At 68.1% G+C, this 18,223-nt stretch carries 14 protein-coding genes and 2 riboswitches; of the genes, 4 read left to right on the forward strand and 10 right to left on the reverse strand.

What is annotated here, in order from left to right:
* Window positions 1-195: 195 nt before the first annotated feature.
* Complete coding sequence (metE, locus tag BKA25_RS16530; RefSeq protein WP_069848524.1) at window positions 196-2,499, reverse strand: 5-methyltetrahydropteroyltriglutamate--homocysteine S-methyltransferase; 2,304 nt, start codon at window positions 2,497-2,499, stop codon at window positions 196-198.
* A gap of 171 nt (window positions 2,500-2,670) precedes the next feature.
* A riboswitch (cobalamin riboswitch) is annotated at window positions 2,671-2,843 on the reverse strand.
* 140 nt (window positions 2,844-2,983) lie between these two features.
* On the opposite strand from metE, the gene BKA25_RS16535 reads away from it, so the two are divergent.
* The gene (locus tag BKA25_RS16535; RefSeq protein WP_069848521.1) at window positions 2,984-3,535 is read left to right on the forward strand and encodes an acyl-CoA thioesterase; all 552 of its coding nucleotides are present in this window, start codon (window positions 2,984-2,986) and stop codon (window positions 3,533-3,535) included.
* A 275-nt stretch (window positions 3,536-3,810) separates the two neighbouring features.
* Here BKA25_RS16535 and BKA25_RS16540 read toward each other — a convergent pair whose 3' ends face one another.
* Together BKA25_RS16540 and BKA25_RS16545 are read right to left on the reverse strand one after the other, a co-directional pair.
* Entirely contained in the window at window positions 3,811-4,602 is a 792-nt protein-coding gene (locus BKA25_RS16540) for an ABC transporter permease (RefSeq protein WP_069848519.1), read from the reverse strand.
* Window positions 4,599-5,570: an ATP-binding cassette domain-containing protein gene (locus BKA25_RS16545; protein ID WP_069848517.1), complete on the reverse strand. Its 972-nt coding sequence runs from the start codon at window positions 5,568-5,570 to the stop codon at window positions 4,599-4,601. Before BKA25_RS16545 ends, BKA25_RS16540 begins: the two co-directional genes overlap by 4 nt.
* A 172-nt stretch (window positions 5,571-5,742) precedes the next feature.
* On the opposite strand from BKA25_RS16545, the gene BKA25_RS16550 reads away from it, so the two are divergent.
* Window positions 5,743-6,531, forward strand: coding sequence for a TetR/AcrR family transcriptional regulator (locus BKA25_RS16550; protein ID WP_069848516.1), 789 nt, complete (start codon window positions 5,743-5,745; stop codon window positions 6,529-6,531).
* A gap of 7 nt (window positions 6,532-6,538) precedes the next feature.
* Here BKA25_RS16550 and BKA25_RS16555 read toward each other — a convergent pair whose 3' ends face one another.
* The 5 genes from BKA25_RS16555 to BKA25_RS16575 form a co-directional block, all read right to left on the reverse strand.
* Window positions 6,539-8,083: a multicopper oxidase family protein gene (locus tag BKA25_RS16555; RefSeq protein ID WP_069848514.1), complete on the reverse strand. Its 1,545-nt coding sequence runs from the start codon at window positions 8,081-8,083 to the stop codon at window positions 6,539-6,541.
* Window positions 8,084-8,225: 142 nt separating this feature from the next.
* Window positions 8,226-9,122 (reverse strand): metal ABC transporter permease, encoded by an 897-nt coding sequence (locus BKA25_RS16560; RefSeq protein WP_069848512.1) that lies wholly within the window; start codon window positions 9,120-9,122, stop codon window positions 8,226-8,228.
* Window positions 9,119-10,009, reverse strand: a complete 891-nt coding sequence (locus tag BKA25_RS16565; RefSeq protein WP_069848511.1) for a metal ABC transporter permease — start codon at window positions 10,007-10,009, stop codon at window positions 9,119-9,121. The genes BKA25_RS16560 and BKA25_RS16565 overlap by 4 nt, the downstream gene beginning before the upstream one ends.
* The gene (locus BKA25_RS16570) at window positions 10,006-10,827 is read right to left on the reverse strand and encodes a metal ABC transporter ATP-binding protein (RefSeq protein ID WP_084642863.1); all 822 of its coding nucleotides are present in this window, start codon (window positions 10,825-10,827) and stop codon (window positions 10,006-10,008) included. The genes BKA25_RS16565 and BKA25_RS16570 overlap by 4 nt, the downstream gene beginning before the upstream one ends.
* Window positions 10,824-11,846 carry a metal ABC transporter solute-binding protein, Zn/Mn family gene (locus BKA25_RS16575; protein ID WP_084642862.1) on the reverse strand — a complete coding sequence of 341 codons (1,023 nt, stop codon included), beginning with the start codon at window positions 11,844-11,846 and terminating at the stop codon, window positions 10,824-10,826. Before BKA25_RS16575 ends, BKA25_RS16570 begins: the two co-directional genes overlap by 4 nt.
* Window positions 11,847-12,033: 187 nt before the next feature.
* Window positions 12,034-12,281, forward strand: a riboswitch (cobalamin riboswitch).
* Window positions 12,282-12,409: 128 nt separating this feature from the next.
* Between BKA25_RS16575 and BKA25_RS16580 the strand changes: the two genes are divergently transcribed.
* Window positions 12,410-15,094, forward strand: a complete 2,685-nt coding sequence (locus BKA25_RS16580) for a ribonucleoside-diphosphate reductase subunit alpha (RefSeq protein WP_236750663.1) — start codon at window positions 12,410-12,412, stop codon at window positions 15,092-15,094.
* A gap of 52 nt (window positions 15,095-15,146) precedes the next feature.
* Window positions 15,147-16,235: a ribonucleotide-diphosphate reductase subunit beta gene (locus BKA25_RS16585; RefSeq protein ID WP_069848508.1), complete on the forward strand. Its 1,089-nt coding sequence runs from the start codon at window positions 15,147-15,149 to the stop codon at window positions 16,233-16,235.
* Between the two features lie 188 nt (window positions 16,236-16,423).
* On the opposite strand, the gene BKA25_RS16590 is transcribed toward BKA25_RS16585, so the two are convergent.
* Both BKA25_RS16590 and BKA25_RS16595 read right to left on the reverse strand, forming a co-directional pair.
* Window positions 16,424-16,984: an ATP-binding protein gene (locus BKA25_RS16590; protein ID WP_069848506.1), complete on the reverse strand. Its 561-nt coding sequence runs from the start codon at window positions 16,982-16,984 to the stop codon at window positions 16,424-16,426.
* Between the two features lie 238 nt (window positions 16,985-17,222).
* A complete protein-coding gene (locus BKA25_RS16595) occupies window positions 17,223-18,029 on the reverse strand; it encodes a S1 family peptidase (RefSeq protein WP_069848505.1) in 807 nt (268 codons plus the stop codon).
* Window positions 18,030-18,223 lie beyond the last annotated feature (194 nt).

The raw sequence follows: 18,223 nt of genomic DNA on the forward strand, positions 1-18,223 counted from the left end.
CTCCCACTACAGACTGTGCCGGGAGCGAAGGACCACGGTAGAGCAGGTCTGGACGACGCTCCACCCGCCCGGCGGGTGATCGATACCCGAAAGAGCCGGTCGTCGATCGGAGGCGCCGGACGAACACCACGCCCCGGTGCTCGTCCGGCGAGTTCGGTCCGACCGATCTCGGACGGTGCCGACGGTGCTGGGCGATCAGCCCTGGAGTGCCGCCCGACGGGAGCGGGCGGCCGCGACCATGGCGCGCAGGGCCGGTTCGACCTCGCGGTAGCCCCGGGTCTTGAGGCCGCAATCGGGGTTCACCCACAGCCGATCGGCGGGAACCGCTTCGAGGGCGGCCGCGACCAGTCCCGTCACCTCCGCCTCATCGGGTACCCGAGGCGAGTGGATGTCGTAGACGCCCGGACCGACACCCCGGCGGTAACCGATCTTCTGCAGGTCGGCCAACACCTCCATCCGCGACCGGGCGGCCTCGATGGTGGTCACATCGGCATCCAACGCGTCGATGGCGTCGATGACGTCGCCGAACTCCGAGTAACACAGGTGGGTGTGGATCTGGGTGCTGTCGGCGGCGCCGGAGGTCGCCAGCCGGAAGGAATCGACCGCCCAGTCCAGGTACGCGGCACGGTCGGCCTCCCGCAGCGGCAACAACTCCCGCAGCGCCGGTTCGTCGACCTGCACGATGCGCAGTCCGGCCCGCTCGAGATCGTGGATCTCGTCGCGCAGGGCGAGCGCGACCTGCCGGGCGGTGTCGCCCAGCGGCTGATCGTCTCGGACGAACGACCACGCCAGGATCGTGACCGGGCCGGTGAGCATCCCCTTGACCGGGCGCTCGGTCAGCGATTGTGCGTACGAGCTCCACTCCACGGTCATCGGCGTCGGCCTGCTGACATCGCCGTGGATGATCGGCGGCCGCACACAACGTGATCCGTAGGACTGGACCCAGCCGTGCTCGGTGGACAGGAAGCCGATCAGGTGCTCGGCGAAGTACTGGACCATGTCGTTGCGCTCGGGCTCACCGTGCACCAGCACGTCGAGTCCGATGTCCTCCTGCAACGCGATCACGTCCGAGATCTCCGCGCGCATCCGGTCCTGGTACTCGGATTCGTCGATCCGACCCGCCCGAAGATCCGCCCTCGCCCGGCGCACCGAGGTGGTCTGCGGGAAGGAGCCGATGGTCGTGGTGGCCAGCGCGGGCAGGCCCAACCGTTCGGCCTGGCTCGTCGCGCGCTCGGCGTAGTCGGCTCGCTTGCGGTGCTCGGGGCGGAGCGATTCGAGTCGGGCCCTGATCCGTTGGTCGCGAGCTGCGGCGTTGCGCGCGTTGCCGACGGCCCGACGTGCCTCGTGCAGGGCCTCGGCCACCGTCTCGGTCTCGCCTCGCAACGCCCGGTCCAGCAGTACGACCTCGTCGACCTTCTGGCTGGCGAACGCCAACCGGGAGCGCAGCGCGGGATCGAGGTCGGACTCGGCATCGAGGTCGTAGGGCACGTGCAGCAGCGGCGCCGAGGTGCCGACGACGACCTCGCCTGCCACACCCAGCAGCGTCGCGCAGTAGGCGAGGGCGGCGTCCACGTCGGTCCGCCAGATATTGCGTCCGTCGACGACGCCCGCCAGCACGGTCTTGTCCCGCAGGCCTCGGATGCTCGCGATTCCGTCGAGGTCGGCACGGCCCGCCACGAGATCCAGTCCCACCGCCTCGATCGGAGCCTCGGCCAGCACCTCCAGGGCCGCGCCGAGTGCACCGTGATAGCAGGCCACCAGTGTGCTCGGCCGCTGCCGAGCCTCGCCGATCCTTCGGTAGGCGTGGGCCAGGGCCCGCAGCTCGGCAGGCGTGCGGTCGGCGGCGAAGGCCGGTTCGTCGAACTGGACCCAGTGCGCCCCGGTCTCGGCGAGCTCGGCGAGCAGTTCGAGATAGCAGTCGATCACCGCGTCGAGTTTCTCCAGCGGATCGAATCCGGCCGGGGCCTCGGCGGCGGGCTTGGACAGCAGGAGGAAGGTGACCGGCCCCAACAGCACCGGTCGAGTGGGCACACCCAACTCGGCGGACTCGACGAACTCCTCGACGGGTTTCCGGCTGGCGAGCCGGGGATCGGTGTCGGGCCCCAGCTCGGGCACCAGGTAGTGATAGTTGGTGTCGAACCACTTGGTCAGCTCCAGAGGCGCGAGCTGATCGGCGCCTCGGGCCGCAGCGAAGTAGGTGTCCAACGGTGTGCGATCGGAATCGCGGAAGCGCGCGGGCAGCATGTCCAGCAGGACCGCGGTGTCGAGTACCTGGTCGTAGTAGGAGAACGTGTTGGAGGGCACGGACCCCAGGCCCGCGTCGCGCAGGGCGGTCCAGGTGTCCGCGCGCAGCGAGACCGCGACGCTGTGCAGGGCGTCGGCGTCGATGCGTCCGGCCCAGTACGCCTCCAGCGCCCGTTTGAGTTCTCGATCCGGTCCGATTCGGGGGTAGCCCAGAACCGTGGCGCCCAGCGCCGGGACGTCGGTGCGGTGGGTCATCGCTCTCTCTCCTCGCGAGGCGGCAACGAACCCCGAGGTCGGACACCCGGGCGGCCGGAGACGCGAGCGGACCGCAGCGTGACGGCAGAGGTCACCGATCCCATCGCACCCGGTCCTCCCGCGAAGACCTCGGAGCGGCACGCGCCCAGCCGGGCACGCGCCGCCGATGGCAGGTCTTCGGACTCGCGGGCATTCCGGCCGGGTCGGCCGGTGGACCTACTGTCCGTCGCTTCCCGGGGGCCGCAGACCCCCAGTGCTTCTGATCCGTCCTCGTGCGAGGACGGTGACGGAGTTCGTTCCCGCTCACCGCTGCGGGGCAGTCCCGGAATCACACCGGGTTCCCTCTTGCCTCGTCGCCGCCCGCACCGCACCGATTCGAGCGCGCTGTCGGCCGACGACGAACCATCGGCGGCACCGATCCTAGTCGGCCATGGTGACCGTCGACTCAATATCTCGGCCGTCGGGATCGCCTACGCTCGGTGCCATGCATCCCGTCTCCGAGCTTCCCGGCAAACCGACCTCGGCAGCGGCCACGACACTGAGTCAGATCATGACCGCGAGCGAGACCAACCTGTATGGCACGGTCCATGGCGGCGTGATCATGAAGTTCGTCGACGACGTGGCCGCGGCATGCGCGGGGCGGCACTCGGGTGGCACCGCGTTGACGGTGTTCATGGACGAGATGCTGTTCCTCGTCCCGGTGCGCGTCGGCGATCTGGTGCACGCCAGCGCCCAGGTCAACTGGACCGGACGGACCTCGATGGAGGTCGGCGTCCGGGTGGTCGCGGAGCGTTGGAACGAGTCCGTGCCATCGACCCATGTGGCGACCGCCTACCTCGTCTTCGTGGCCGTCGACTCCGACGGCAAGCCCAGACCGGTGCCGGAGGTACTGCCGGAGTCGGCCATCGACCGCCGCAGGCAGGCGGAGGCCGAGATCCGCCGCGAACACCGATTGGCCCGGCGGGCCGCCATTCGACGCAGTCGTGAGGTCGAGGCCGAGCCGGAGCGGGCCACCGATGCCGCGTCCCGAGGCTGATCCGAGATCTCGGTGCGGGTCGGTTCGTCGTCACCCCTCATCGACGACGAACCGACCATCCACCTGCAGTGCCGAGCCTGAATTCGCCGACCGGCGAATCCACCCCCTCGACCGGTTCGATGGGCCCGCCCGTTCCCATCGGACCGCTCGACTGGCAGGCACTCACGGGAGGCCGGTTTCCCGGCGGATGCCCGCACACACACCGGACACCGTTCTCCCCCCGATCGAACGAGTGATCTCCCCCTATCGAGCGTCCTCGTCCGACGATTCGGTCATCAGCGAGCAGTCCTGCGGACGAACAACGTCGTCGCGATACCGAAGGCCACCAATCCGATGCCGAGACACCAGACGACGGCGAGCAGCGCGTTGTCTCCCACCGGCAGGCCCAGCGTCAGCGCGCGTACCGCCTCGATGACCGGGGTGGCAGGCTGGTTCTCCGCGATGACCCGCAGGAACGAGGGCATCGAGTCGGTGGGCACGAAGCCGCTGCTGAGGTACGGCAGGAACAGGATGGCGAAGGAGAACTGGCTCGCGCCCTGCACCGTCTTGGCCAGCAGGCCGAAGATCATCGACAGCCAGCAGATCATCAGGATGTAGAGGGCGATCACGCCGACGGCGGCGATCCATCCCAGGACATCGGCCTGCGGCCGGAAACCGATGAGCAGAGCCACGCCGACGACCAGACCGGTCGAGACGAGGTTGGTCAACAGGCTCGAGACGACATGTCCGGTGAGTACCGAGGACCTCGTGATCGGCATGGTTCGGAAGCGGTCCACCACCCCGGTGACCAGGTCACCGGTGAGCCCGGTTCCCGTGGAGGATGCGGAGAACCCCGCCGCGAGGATGATCACGCCGGGGACGACGTAGTCGACGTATTCCCGACCCACCTCGATCGCTCCGCCGAAGACGAAGACGAAGAGCAACATCATGATGATGGGCAGCAACAGGGACACGATCAACTCGTCGGGCGTTCGCCGGACATGGCGAAGTTTGCGACCGATCATGATCAGTGAGTCGGAGATCGCCCAGCGCGGGCCGCTCGCGACGGCCGGGTTCGAGGTACTCATCGGGCCGATACCTCCTGGCGGGTGGCGGGATTCGTCGATGCGTCGGAGGTGAGGGCGAGGAACACGTCGTCGAGGCTCGGGGTGTCCAGTTCCAAGGTCGTCGCCGTGGCGCCCGCCTGCCTGGTCCGTTCCAGCAGGACACGGACGTGTTCCGCGGTGCCGTCGAAGGCGACCCGCAATTGCAGTCTCGTCTCGTCGCGGTGCAGAACCTCGTGGCCGAGTCGCCGGGCCGCCCGGTCCAGGTCGGTCTCGTCGAGGAAGGCCAGCTCCACCGCCCCCGGCGACAAGCCACGCTTGAGTTCGGCCGCGGTGCCCTCGGCGACGATCGTGCCGTTGTTCAGCACGGCGATCCGGTCGGCGAGCTGGTCGGCCTCCTCCAGGTACTGCGTGGTGAGCAGGATCGTGGTCCCCGCCGCCACCAATTCGCGGATGACCGTCCACATGGTCTGACGGCTGCGCGGGTCCAGTCCGGTCGTCGGCTCGTCGAGGAAGATCACCGGAGGGTTGCTGATCAGGCTGATGGCGAGGTCGAGCCTGCGTCGCATGCCACCCGAGTAGCGTCCGACGATCCGATTCTGGGCGTCCTCGAGGTCGAACCTCGCCAGTAATTCGGCAGCGCGTGCTCGAGCTGCGGCCCGCCCGAATCTGTTGAGGCGCGCCATCATCACCAGATTCTCGCGACCGCTGAGCAATTCATCGACCGCCGCGTACTGGCCGGTCAGACTGATCACCCGACGTACGGACTTGGCCTGCCGGACCACGTCGTATCCGGCAACCGTCGCGGTCCCGTCATCTGGTCGCAGCAGCGTGGACAGGATGCGCACCATAGTCGTCTTACCTGCGCCGTTGGGTCCCAGTAACGCGAAGACGGTGCCCCGCTCGACGGCGATGTCCACCCCCGCCAACACTGGGTTGCGGCCGTAGGACTTGGTGAGTCCGACGGCCCGAACGATTGGCTCGGAACCCATTGATCCCCCTTCTCATCGGTCTTGTCGAAGCGACGCCGGATCCCCTGGTACACGCTGGCGCCGACCTAAGATATATGACATAAACAGGTTTGTGTATGCCATATGCGGGAAGTGTATCTCATACACAGATCTATGATGCGACTTCGGTGCGACAAGGCGGATGCGGGGGACGATGGGCGACGACGGCAGGGCCGACGAGGTGCGACAGGACACGGAGATCGAGCTTCCACCCGCGCTCGCACTGTTGTGGGGCAGAACGGACCGGCCACGCTCCGGGCCCCGCCCCGGCCTGAGCCTGGAGGCGATCATCGAGGCCGCGGTCGAGGTCGCCGACGCCGACGGACTCGAAGGCCTGTCCATGGCCAAGGTCGCCCAACGACTCGGCTTCACCACCATGTCGCTCTACCGCTATGTCAGCGGCAAGGACGTCCTGCTGGTCCTGATGAGCGACCGTGCATCCAGGATGCCCGCCGAGGTCATCCCGGAGTCCGGAGATTGGCGCACGCGGTTGGAGACCTGGACCCGAGCCCAGCTCGACATGTATCAGAGCCGCCCGTGGCTGGTCGACATCAAGATCACCGGACCGCCGTTGCTGCCGAGCTCGATGGACTGGATGGAACACGGGCTACGCGCCGTGGCCGACACCCCGTTGAACGCCCGATCCCGACTCGGTGTGATCGAGATACTCACCGGCTACGTGCGCAACCAGGCACGATTCTCCCGCGACCTCGGCCAGCGCGACCCGCAACAGCACAGCAGCACCGGGTACGGTCAGGCGCTCGCGCAGCTCGTCGATTCACGGACCCATTGGGCGCTGGTCGATCTCGTCGGCTCCGGGATACTCGACGGTGCCCCCGACGAGACTCTGCAGGAGGGTTACCTGGACGAGGATTTCGACTTCGGCCTGAAGATCATCCTGGATGGCATCGCGGCCATGATCGCCGAGCACGGGTCCGACTGAGTCGACGTCACCGGACGCGGAAATTGGCCATCATCATCATGTCCTCGTGCTCCAGATTGTGGCAGTGGAACACGTACCGGCCTTGGAAACCGTCGAAGCGAACGATGATCTCCGCCTCCTCCCCGCCCGCCAGGTCGACGGTGTCCTTCCAGCCCGCGTCATACGGCCCGGGCGCCCGCCCATTGCGGGTCAACACCTGGAAGTGCGCCATGTGCAGGTGCACGGGGTGATGCACGTTGGTCCGCAGCCGCCAGATCTCCACCGCGCCGAGGGCCGGGTCGGCATCGATGCGCTCCGGGTCGAAGGGCAGACCGTTGATCGTCCACATCCGGACGCCGTCGACCCTGTCGTTGGCGAAGCGGAAATCACGCTCGACGGTCGCGTCCGCGCGGTCCAATGTCTCGAACTCGACGAGGCGTTCCGGGATCCGGGTGTCGTCCGGCTCCTCACGAACGACGTGGAACCGCATGATCGGTCGGGTCGTCTCGACCCCGTAGGCGTTGACCAGGGTCACCTCGGTGCCCACCGGATAGGCGGCGAAGTCGATCACGACGTCGAATCGCTCCGCCGAGGCGATCTCGATCTGGTCATGGGCGATCGGCGCCCCCAGCAACCCGACATCGCTGCCCACCTGCACGAAGGACGGACCCTCCGCCGGTCGCGGGTCGAGCTGCAGCCGGTATCTCCTGGCGTTGGCGGCGTTGAGGATCCGAAAGCGGTACCGAGTGTTGGAGACCTCGAGATACGGCCACGGAGCACCGTTGACCAGGTTGACGTCTCCCAGCACGCCGTCCATGAGGTCGACGGGGACGCCGGGGACGCCGCCCAAGGACGGATCGATCGAGGGGTAGGCGAACGAACCGTCCTCCGCGAAGGTGCGGTCGCAGATCATCAGGGGCACATCCCGTTCCCCTCTCGGCAACGGCAGGGCGTCCTCGATGTCGTCTCGGACCAGATGGAAACCGGCCAGTCCCCGATAGACCTGCGGACCGGTGAAGTCCATCCGGTGATCGTGGTACCAGAGCGTGCACGCCGGTTGGTCCAACGGATAGACGTACTCCCGTTCGTCCTGGCTGGTCACCCCCAACGGATGCCCGGCGTGTGCCGGGTCCGGCTGCCAACCGCCGACGGGCAGGATGACGTCGATCGGGTACCCGTCGTGTTCCTCGGGAGTGACTCCGCCGTGCAGGTGCACCGCCACCGGGACCGGTAGCTCGTTGCGCTGGCGCACGACGGCCCGCCGCCCGCGACGGGTCACCAGGGTCGGACCCGGGAAGATGCCGTTGTAGCCCCAGATCTCGGTGGTCAGTCCGGGCAGGATCTCCCGCTTCGCCGCGCGCTGGGTGATCTCGTAGTAGTCGGTGGACTCGTCGGTGCGAACCGGTTCGAGCACCGGCGGGATCGGCAGCGGCACCCCGAACGGTTCCGGCAACGGTGCCGCGCTCGGCACCAGGATTCCGGTGCTGCCCTGATCAGCGCAGCCTGCGAGCAGGGGCAGGGCGACGACAGCACCACCGAGGATTCGAAGCACGACTCTGCGCGGCAACGACATGCCTGGTCCTCCACAATCGGTCCCACCGGCCGCGTCCCCCGCACAGCCCAGGCGACATCATGCGCAGAGTGTTCACGTCAGCACGGTAAGGAGTCGATGCCGGCGTGTCGGCCGTTCGCGAGATCGCCGGATTCGCTGGGCCTCAGTCCGAGGAGCCGATCGAGCTGCGCGAACGCCCGGGCGACCGTGGATTCGCCGCGCTGCTCCGGCGACGACCGAACAGCAGCGCGATCAGGAAGATCCCGACCGAGCAGAGGCCGACGGTCCCCGCGATCGAGGAGTTGAGGGCCACCGCCAATGGCTGTCCCAACAGCGCCGCCGCCCACGCAGCGGCGACCGCGATGGCCAGCATCCCGTCCAGCCGGACCGCCAGGAGGCCGCCGGTCGCCGCGGGCACGATGAAGAAGGTCACCACCAGAACCGCGCCGACACTCTCGAAGGCCGTCACGGCGACCAGCGCGGTGGCCACCAGGACGGTCCGGTCGACGACACGCCTGCCCAACCCGACGACCTGCGCGAAGTCCGGATCCAGCGTGGCGGTCTGCAGCGGCCGCCACAGGACGAGAACCAGTATCAGCACGCCTGCTGCCGCGAGTCCGGTGATCACCAGCGAACGTGGCACCTCCGCACCCAGGATCGACATCGTCCGCAACGGCGCGAAGGTGATCTCCCCGTAGACCGCCGCGTCCAGATCCAGGTGTGCGCCGCTCGCGAAGCGGCTCACGCCGAGGACACCCAGGGAGAACAACGCGGGGAAGACCAGGGCGATCGCGGCGTCCGAGCCGAGCAGGCCACTGCGCCGCAGGGCGGTGTAGCCCACCACGCAGATCACCCCGAAGGCCGCGGCACCCAGGATCATCGTCAACGGCGCGCGCTGGCCGGTCACGAGGTAGACCAGGACGATGCCCGGCAGCGCCGCGTGGCTCATGGCGTCGGACAGCAGGGCCTGCCGCCGCAGCACGAGGAAGCATCCCAACATGGCGCAGCCCGTGCCCAGCAGCCCCGCAGTCAGGATGATCACCAGATCGTCGGCGCTCACCGTGGACTCCCGACCGCTCGCCGAGATCGTCGGCGCGCGCCGCGCAGCAACACGCCTCGCCCGGGTGCGAACAGGACCGCGGCCAGGGCGATGGCCGTCGCGACCAGCACGATCACCGGCCCGGTCGGCAGGTTCTCCCCGCCGGAGACGAACGCGCCGATGCCGCCGGAGAGGCCGCCGATCACTCCGGACACCGGGATCAGCGTCGCGAGACTCCTGGTCAGCTGGCGCGCGGCGACCGCGGGCGCGACCAGCAGGGCGACCATCAGGATCGCTCCCGTCGTGCGCACGCCCAGCACGATCCCGACGACCAGCAACGCCGTGATCAACATGTCCACCGCCCAGGCGGGAATCCCGATCACCGAGGCGAAACCCGGATCGAAGATCGCGGTACGCAGCACTCGGAACCAGCAGATCACGACGCCGACCGCGATGACGCCCACGATCGAGGCCACCACCAGATCACCCCGCACCAGCCCCGCAGCCTGCCCGAACAGGTAATCCTCCAAGCCACTCTGCCCACCGCCGCCCTCGGAACCGACCCTGGTGAGCAGCACGATGCCCAGCGTGAACGCGGCGGAGAGCACCACTCCGATGGCCACGTCGGGGCTGATCCGCCGCGCCCGCTCCAGAGTGATCATGGCCACCGCTGCCAGCGCGGCGGAGATGGCCGCACCGAGCAGGAGCAACGTGGGGTCCTTCACCCCCGCGATCATGAATGCCAGTACGACGCCGGGCAGCGTCCCGTGGCTCATCGCGTCGCCGAACATGCTGCGACCCCGCAACACGGCGAACGGGCCGAGTATCCCGGCCACCACACCCAGCAGGACGGAACCACCGATCACCACCGACGCCGCGTAGGACAGGCCGAGGAACCCACCGGTCATCCCGCCCGCTCCGGGCCCGCGTCCTCGACCGCAGGGGCGGGCTCGCCGATTCCGGCAGCATCACCCGGTCGACCGGTGCCCACTCGATCGGTGGTGGGCATCGGGATTCCGTAGGCGGTCTCCAGGTGCTCCGGGCTCAGGACCTCGCGCACCGATCCTGCGGAGATCACCCGACCGGCCAGGAGCACCGCATGGTCGAAGTGGTCCCGCACGGTACGCAGGTCGTGGTGCACCAGCACCACCGACCGGCCCTCACGCGCGCAGAACTCGGTCAGCAGCTCCAGCAGTCGGGCCTGGGTACTGGAGTCCACTGCGGCGAAGGGCTCGTCCAAGACCAACAGGTCCGCCTGCTGGGCCAGTGCCCTGGCGAGGAACACCCGTTGTCGTTGTCCGCCCGAGAGTTCGTCCAGGGGCGTGTCCGCATGGGCCGCGACACCGGTTCGGTGCATCGCCTCGGCGACGGCGAGATCGTCCTGCCTGGTCAGCCGGCGGAACCAGCCCCGATGGGGGTACCGACCCATTTCGACCACCTGCACGGCGGTGATGGGGAAATCCTGGGCGACCGCGTCGCGTTGCGGGACATAGGCGACTCGGCTGCGGACCGAGGACAACCGCCTGCCCAGCAGCCGGATCGTGCCTGCGTCGATGGGCAGCAGGCCGAGCGCGGCCTTGATCAGGGTCGACTTTCCCGCGCCGTTGGGCCCGACCACGGCGGTGAGTCTGCCCGCCGGGACCACCAGTTCGGGCACCGCCAGCACGGCTCGGCCCCGGTATCCGACGGTCAGGTCGGTGATGGACAACGCGGGTGTGGCGCTCATCGCAGCCCCGCCACGAGCAGATCGACGTCGGTCCGAATCATCCCGGGATAGGTGCCTTCCGGGGTCCCGGCCGCACCTGCCGCGTCGGCGTACAGGCTGCCGCCGATCGTCGCGGTGGCTCCGAGCGCGGCCGCGGCATCCAGCACGGCGGCCGAGGTCTGCTCGGACACACTGGATTCGACGAACACGGCGCGCACTCCGTGTTCGGCGATGATGCCCGCCACCCGGTCGATGTCGGACACCGTGGCCTCGTCCGCGGTGGAGATGCCCTGGATCGCCTCGACCCGCAGGTCGTAGGCCCGACCGAGATAGCGGAACGCGTCATGCGAGGTGATCAGGATGCGCCGGGACTCCGGGATCTCGGCGAGTCGGGCCCCGACCTCCTCGTGTAGGGCTGCGAGCTCGGCCCGATGTCGGTCCCAGCGGGATCGGTGCCTCACGGCGTGGCCGGGGTCGACCTCGGTGAGCGTGTCGGCGACGGACTCCAATGCATCGCTCCACAGTGCCACGTCGAACCAGAGGTGCGGATCGTACTCCTGCGCGCCGCCCGATTCGGCGGGCAGCAGCGCGGCGGTGGGCACGGTCTCGCCGACGAACACCACGCGGGTGTCCTCGGCGAGATCGTCGAGAACGGGTCGGAGCCCGGCCTCCAGGTGCAGTCCGACGGCGACGACCAGATCCGCTTCGCGAAGCAGGGTCAGATCGCCTGCCTGAGCCTGGTAGAGGTGCGGATCGACGCCGCTTCCCATCAGTCCGGTCAGTTCGATGTCGGAGCCGCCGATCACGCCGACCGCATCGGTGAGGAAGTTGGTCGTGGTCACCACGCGCAGTCTGTCGCCCGATTCGGCGTGATCGGCGGAGTTCCCGCCGCCCAGCGCCCACCCGGTGGCGGCGAGTACTGCGGCGATCGACGCCGTGATGCCGAGTGCGACACGCCGAGTTCGGCAGGTTCTGGCCCGTTGCCGGTCCCGCGCGGGAGCCTCGTGCTCACCGGGGACCTGATCCGATATCGGCTCCACCGCGCTCCTCTCGACCGATCACACCCGCACTATTGAGAATAGTTTTCACCAGAACCCGGGGTCGAATCGACTGTGACACCGCCCCGCGACCACGGATCCGCAGTCGTCTCGGCGCGTCACCCTAACCGACCGCCTCACGAAACACGCCAGGATCTTGGGGTGAATTACAGAGCGGACCCCAACATGTAGTCTCTCCCCCGCTGATGGTTCGTCACGGCCCCAACGGGTGCCACGACGAGGAGACAGGGAACCCGGCGGGAATCCGGGACTGCCCCGCAGCGGTGAACGGGAACGACAGCCGTCGCCGTCCAACTTGGACGGTGTAGCCACACTGGGAGACCTCCGGTCCCCGGGAAGTGACGGCCGTAGGACCGGTGAGAGACCACTCGCCGGATGCCCGTGAGTCCGAAGACCTGCCATCGGCGCGTGCCAACGCGCACGTCGTCCGCGGCCTCGAGGGTGGGCCGAGTGGACAGTGCCTGCCCCGCCATGCCGTGGGCCGGGCGCTGCCGCGCGCTCCTTCCTCACCGGGCCGATGCCATGCCGGCTACGAGGAGACCACCGTGACCGTCGAGTCACTCCGACCCGCCCGAACCGTCTCGGACGATCGCCGCGCGATCGCCGAGACCGCCGCCCTTTTCCTGCCCGGCACCGAGGCGTCGGCGGACCCCACCGAGCCGATGCCGCCCGGCGAGCATCCCGGTGTGCCCACCATCGATGTGCGCGCCGCCGTGGCCCGCGACATCGCGGTGCGCGGTACGGACGGCACCTCGAGCCCCTTGGACGTCGGCAGGCTCGCAGCGACCGTGGCACAGGCCTGTGCGGGTCTGGCCGGAGTCAGCGCACAGACGGTCTTCGATGAGACGCTGCGCAATCTCTACGACGGGATCGGCGCCGACGAGCTCGCGCTCGCGCAGATCATGTCCGCCCGCAGCATGGTGGAGATCGAGCCGCACTACTCCCAGGTCGCCGCACGGCTGCTGCTGGAACGACTGCGGGCCGAAGCGCTGACCTTCCTCGACCAGCCCGTTCCCGCCGCCGACTCCGAGGACATCGTGGCGGGTTACCCGGCCGCGTTCGAGGCCTTCGTCCACCGTGGTGTCGCCCTGGAACTGCTCGACCCGGCACTGGCCGAGTTCGACCTCGACCGGATCGGCGCGGCGCTGCGCCCACACCGGGACCGAGACTTCCAGTTCCTCGGGCTGCAGACGCTCTACGACCGGTACCTCCAGCACAGCGACGATGTCCGATTCGAGCTGCCGCAGATGTTCTTCATGCGGGTGGCGATGGGCCTGGCGCTGCGCGAGGACGACCGGGAGGGACGGGCGATCGAGTTCTACGAGCTGCTGTCCACCTTCTCGTTCATGTGCTCCACGCCGACCCTGTTCAACTCCGGAACCACCCGGCCCCAGCTCTCCTCGTGCTTCCTCACCACCGTCGAGGACGACCTGAGCGGGATCTTCCACGGGATCCGCAACAACGCGATGCTGTCGAAGTACGCGGGCGGGCTCGGCAACGACTGGACGCCGGTGCGCGGCCTGGGCGCCCACATCAAGGGCACCAACGGCTCCTCGCAGGGCGTGGTTCCCTTCTTGAAGATCGCCAACGACACCGCGGTGGCGGTCAACCAGGGCGGCAAGCGACTCGGCGCGGTGTGCGCCTACCTGGAGACCTGGCACGTCGACGTCGAGGAGTTCCTCGACCTGCGCAAGAACACCGGTGACGACCGGCGACGCACCCACGATATGAACACGGCGAACTGGGTCCCCGACGAGTTCCTGCGTCGTGTCGAGGCCGACGAGCAGTGGACGCTGTTCTCCCCCGACGAGGTGCCGGACCTGCACGATCGCTACGGCCAGGACTTCGCAACGGCCTACCGGTCCTACGAGGCGGCCGCCGACCGGGGCGAGATCAAGGTCTTCCGCCGGGTCCGGGCCGTCGAGCTGTGGCGTCGGATGCTGACGATGCTGTTCGAGACCGGGCACCCGTGGATCACCTTCAAGGACCCGTGCAACCTGCGGTCCCCACAGCAGCACATCGGGGTGGTGCACTCGTCCAACCTGTGCACCGAGATCACCCTGAACACCTCCGCCGACGAGGTCGCGGTTTGCAACCTCGGCTCGGTCAACCTCGCCGCCCACCTGCACCGGGGCCCGAACGGCGAGCTCGAGCTGGACCGGGATCGGCTGCGCACCACCGTCACCACCGCCGTCCGGATGCTGGACAACGTGGTGGACGTCAACTTCTACACGATCCCGGAGGCCCGTCGCTCCAACCTGCGGCACCGCCCGGTCGGGCTGGGCATGATGGGCTTCCAGGACGCCCTGTTCCGGCTCGGACTGCCGGTCGCCTCCGAGGAGGCGGTGGCCTTCGCCGACCGCAGCATGGAGGAGATCAGCTACCACGCGATCGCCGCGTCCAGCGAGCTGGCGGCCCAGCGCGGCAGCTACGAGACCTTCGCGGGTTCGCTGTGGAGCCGGGGTGTGCTGCCGATCGACTCGATCGCGTTGCTCGCCGAGCAGCGCGCGAGCGGTGACCTGGTCATGGACACGACCTCCACGATGGACTGGGACGCCCTACGCGAGCGGGTCCGCACGGTCGGGATGCGCAACTCCAACGTGATGGCCATCGCGCCGACCGCGACCATCGCCAACATCTGCGGGGTCGGCCAGTCCATCGAGCCGCAGTATCAGAACCTGTTCGTCAAGTCGAACATGTCCGGCGACTTCACGGTGGTCAACCCGCACCTGGTGGCGGCGTTGAAGGAGCGTGACCTCTGGGACGAGCAGATGGTCACCGATCTCAAGCGTCACGACGGCAGGCTCGGCGCGATCGAACGGGTGCCCGCAGATCTGCGCTCGCTCTACGCCACGGCCTTCGAGATCGACCCGAAGTGGCTGGTCCTGGCCGCGTCGCGGCGGCAGAAGTGGCTGGACCAGGCGCAATCGCTGAACCTCTACCTCGCAGAGCCCAGCGGCCGCAAGCTCGACACGCTCTACCGTCTGGCGTGGCGTTCGGGCCTGAAGACCACCTACTACCTGCGGGCGCAGAGCGCCACTCACGTGGAGAAGTCGACCTTGCAGGGCACCGACGGCAGGCTCAACGCGGTTCAGGCGAGCGTTGCGACCTCGGCCCCGGTGCCGAGCGCGACGGTGCCCGCCGCCGAGGTGCCCGTAAGCGACGTCCCCCTCGAACTCACCGGCGCGGCCTGCTCGATCGAGGACCCGGAGTGCGAGGCATGCCAGTGATCACGACGACAGCGGCCTGCGCGCCGATGAACGAGCAGAACGGAGCAACCCGATGACCGGAGTCGAGACGGAGCGGCCCTCGGTCGCAGAGGGCAGCGGACTCGGTGAGATCGACCGGCAGGGCGGTCGGGTCGACGTCGACGACAAGGCCATGATCAACGCCAGGGCCGACGTCAACCAGCTGCTCCCGCTGAAGTATCGGTGGGCGTGGGAGAAGTACCTGGCGGGCTGCAACAACCACTGGATGCCCACCGAGATCTCCATGCAGGCCGACATCGCGCTGTGGAAGTCGACCGACGGCCTCACCGACGACGAGCGGCGCATGATCAAGCGCAACCTCGGCTTCTTCGCGACCTCGGAATCCCTGGTGGCCAACAACATCGTGCTGGCGGTGTACCGGCAGCTCACCAACCCCGAGTGCAGGCAGTACCTCCTGCGGCAGGCGTTCGAGGAGGCGGTGCACACCCACACCTTCCAGTACATCTGCGAGAGCCTCGGCCTCGACGAGGGCGAGCTGTTCAACATGTACCGGGAGGTGCCCTCGATCACCGCCAAGGCGGCCTGGGCACTGGAGTACACCCGCAACCTGGAGAATCCGGAGTTCCGCACCGGCACCTTCGAATCCGACCAGGCGTTCCTGCGGGACCTGGTGGCGTTCTACGTGATCTTCGAGGGCATGTGGTTCTACACCGGGTTCGCGCAGATCCTCTCGCTCGGGCGCAGGCACAAGATGGTCGGCATCGCCGAGCAGTACCAGTACATCCTGCGAGACGAGTCGATCCACCTGAACTTCGGCATCGACGCGATCAACCAGATCAAGATCGAGAACCCCCGACTGTGGACCGACGAGTTCCAGGCCGAGATCCGGCGGATGCTCGTCGAGGCCTGTGAGCTGGAGGTCGCCTACGGGCACGACACCATGCCCCGGGGCGTGCTGGGCATCAACGCCGAGTTGTGCGAGCAGTACATGCACTTCATCACCAACCGGCGCTGCGGTCAGCTCGGACTGGAGCCGGTGTTCCCGGCGGCGGAGAACCCGTTCCCGTGGATGTCGGAGATGATCGATCTCAAGAAGGAGAAGAACTTCTTCGAGACCAGGGTGAACGAGTACCAGACCGGCGGAGCGCTGGACTGGGACTGACCCGGTAGCGGCTCGAAGCGGATTCGGGCTGGAGAGCAGAAGGGCCACCACGGCGGCGACTCCGCTGTGGTGGCCTTTCTGGCGATACCACCGCGCCGAACGCGCTCGCGGCTTCACCCGGCTCGATTCTCAGTGCGCCGGGGTCGCCCGGTGCGAAGTCCACGCCTGTCGGATCGGGCCGGGTCTGCTCACTGTGCTGCGATCCCGCACCGGTCCAGGATCTCCGCCACCGTCTGCTCCACGGTCTGCGAGGCGTTGTCGATCCACAGGCCCTCCCCGGCGATCTGCGACCGCATCGCCGCATCCAGGAACGACCAGTCGTCGACGAGGACCTTCTCTCGCGATCGATTGCGCGCGTTGGCCACCTCGGGGTCCGGAGCGAGCACCACCAACGTCGGGTTCCGGGTGCGCACCGACTTCCGGTAGAAGTCCAGGTGCGGCTTCAACACCACCACGTCGTCGATCACGGGCACCACCCCGGCACTGGCGAAGCTGTCGGACAGCAACGCCGCATTGCGTGCACGCAGGAACAGCTGTCGGTCCGGTTCCTCCTCCGGTTCCGGGCCCGGCCATCGACCGCCCGAGACAATGCACTCCTGAAGCTTGTCGACCTCGATATAGGCTCCGAGCGCGAATCGCTCCGCCAGCGCACGCGCCACGGTCGACTTGCCGCTACCCGGAATACCGGTCACCAGGAAGATCGCCGGAGGCGGCGCTCGATCGATGGGAACGACTTGGAACTCTTTCACGGTGTGCCTCGCTGACAGTGCCTAGCGGAGATGAACGTATTCGCGCGATCGATTGTCCAACCGGACTAGAGCCAGCGACCGGGGGGCGTGGAAAGACCGATGGTCGAGTGGGTAGGGCGGCATTCGGCGCTCGGTCGCCGCGCGGGTCCGCCACCGTCTGCTGTGTGAGAGAGAACAACGGCGGCGGGCAGGAGGAGGGCCTGCCCGCCGCCGAAGCGAAGGTGAATCACATCATCGATCAGGAGTTGATCTGCGCCTGGATGTCGGCGGTGTAGGCGCCGACCCGCGTGTAGACACCGGGGTAGCCCGCCTCGGCGCAGCCCTGACCCCACGAGGTCAGACCGACCAGGACGCCGTCCACGACCAGCGGCCCGCCCGAGTCACCCTGACAGGCGTCGATGCCGCCCTCCGGGTAGCCCGCACAGATCATCGAGTCGCTGCCGAACGAGTTGCCGTAGGCGTCGGAGCAGGTGGCGTCACTGGTCAGCGGCGCCACGGCTTCCAGCAGGTAACGCGAGGTCGATCCGGTCTCCGTGGTGCCCCAGCCGAGGATGGTGGCCTCGTTGCCCTCGGTGTACAGGGCATCGTCGGCCGACGGAGCGAGATCGATGGTCTCGTAGGGGAGGTCGGTCTCCAGCGTCAGCACCGCGACGTCCTCGCCCGAGGTCACCGTGACGTAGTCCGGGTGCACCCAGATGTCGGTCACGCCGACGACGTCGCCGTCGGTGCCCTGCTTGTCCTCCCGACCGGCGACGACATCCACGTCGGAGGCCGACGAGCCCTCGACGCAGTGTGCCGCGGTGGCGACCTTGTCGGGTGCGACCAATGCACCGCCACAGAACTGGAAGCCAGTCGGCGTGGCGAGGTAGACCGTGAACGGGTAGTCGTCGATGGACGCCCGTTCGCCACCGATGACCCGCGTCTCGACGGGGTCGCCAGCGGTTTCGTCTGCGGCCGAGGCGACACCGAATCCGGTGACGCTGAGCGACACTGCTGCCAGTGAGGCACCCAATAACGTCCGCAGGCGAGGCCGGGTGATCGCCATGTGGTTCTCCTTCGTCCGTGGTTGCTGGTGAAGCGCTTTCAGACCAGCAGAGACGGTTAATCACATACAAGAGGCCGATCGGGTTACTTTGCGCCAAATGGAGCACCGGGATGGCTCATTAGTGACAGACATGTCACCTGGAGTAAATATCGCCGCGCGATCTCACTGATCAGTATTCGAGCCAACACCGAAGG

Source organism: Actinoalloteichus hymeniacidonis, assembly GCF_014203365.1.
In the GTDB taxonomy this organism is placed as follows: Bacteria; Actinomycetota; Actinomycetes; order Mycobacteriales; family Pseudonocardiaceae; genus Actinoalloteichus_A; species Actinoalloteichus_A hymeniacidonis.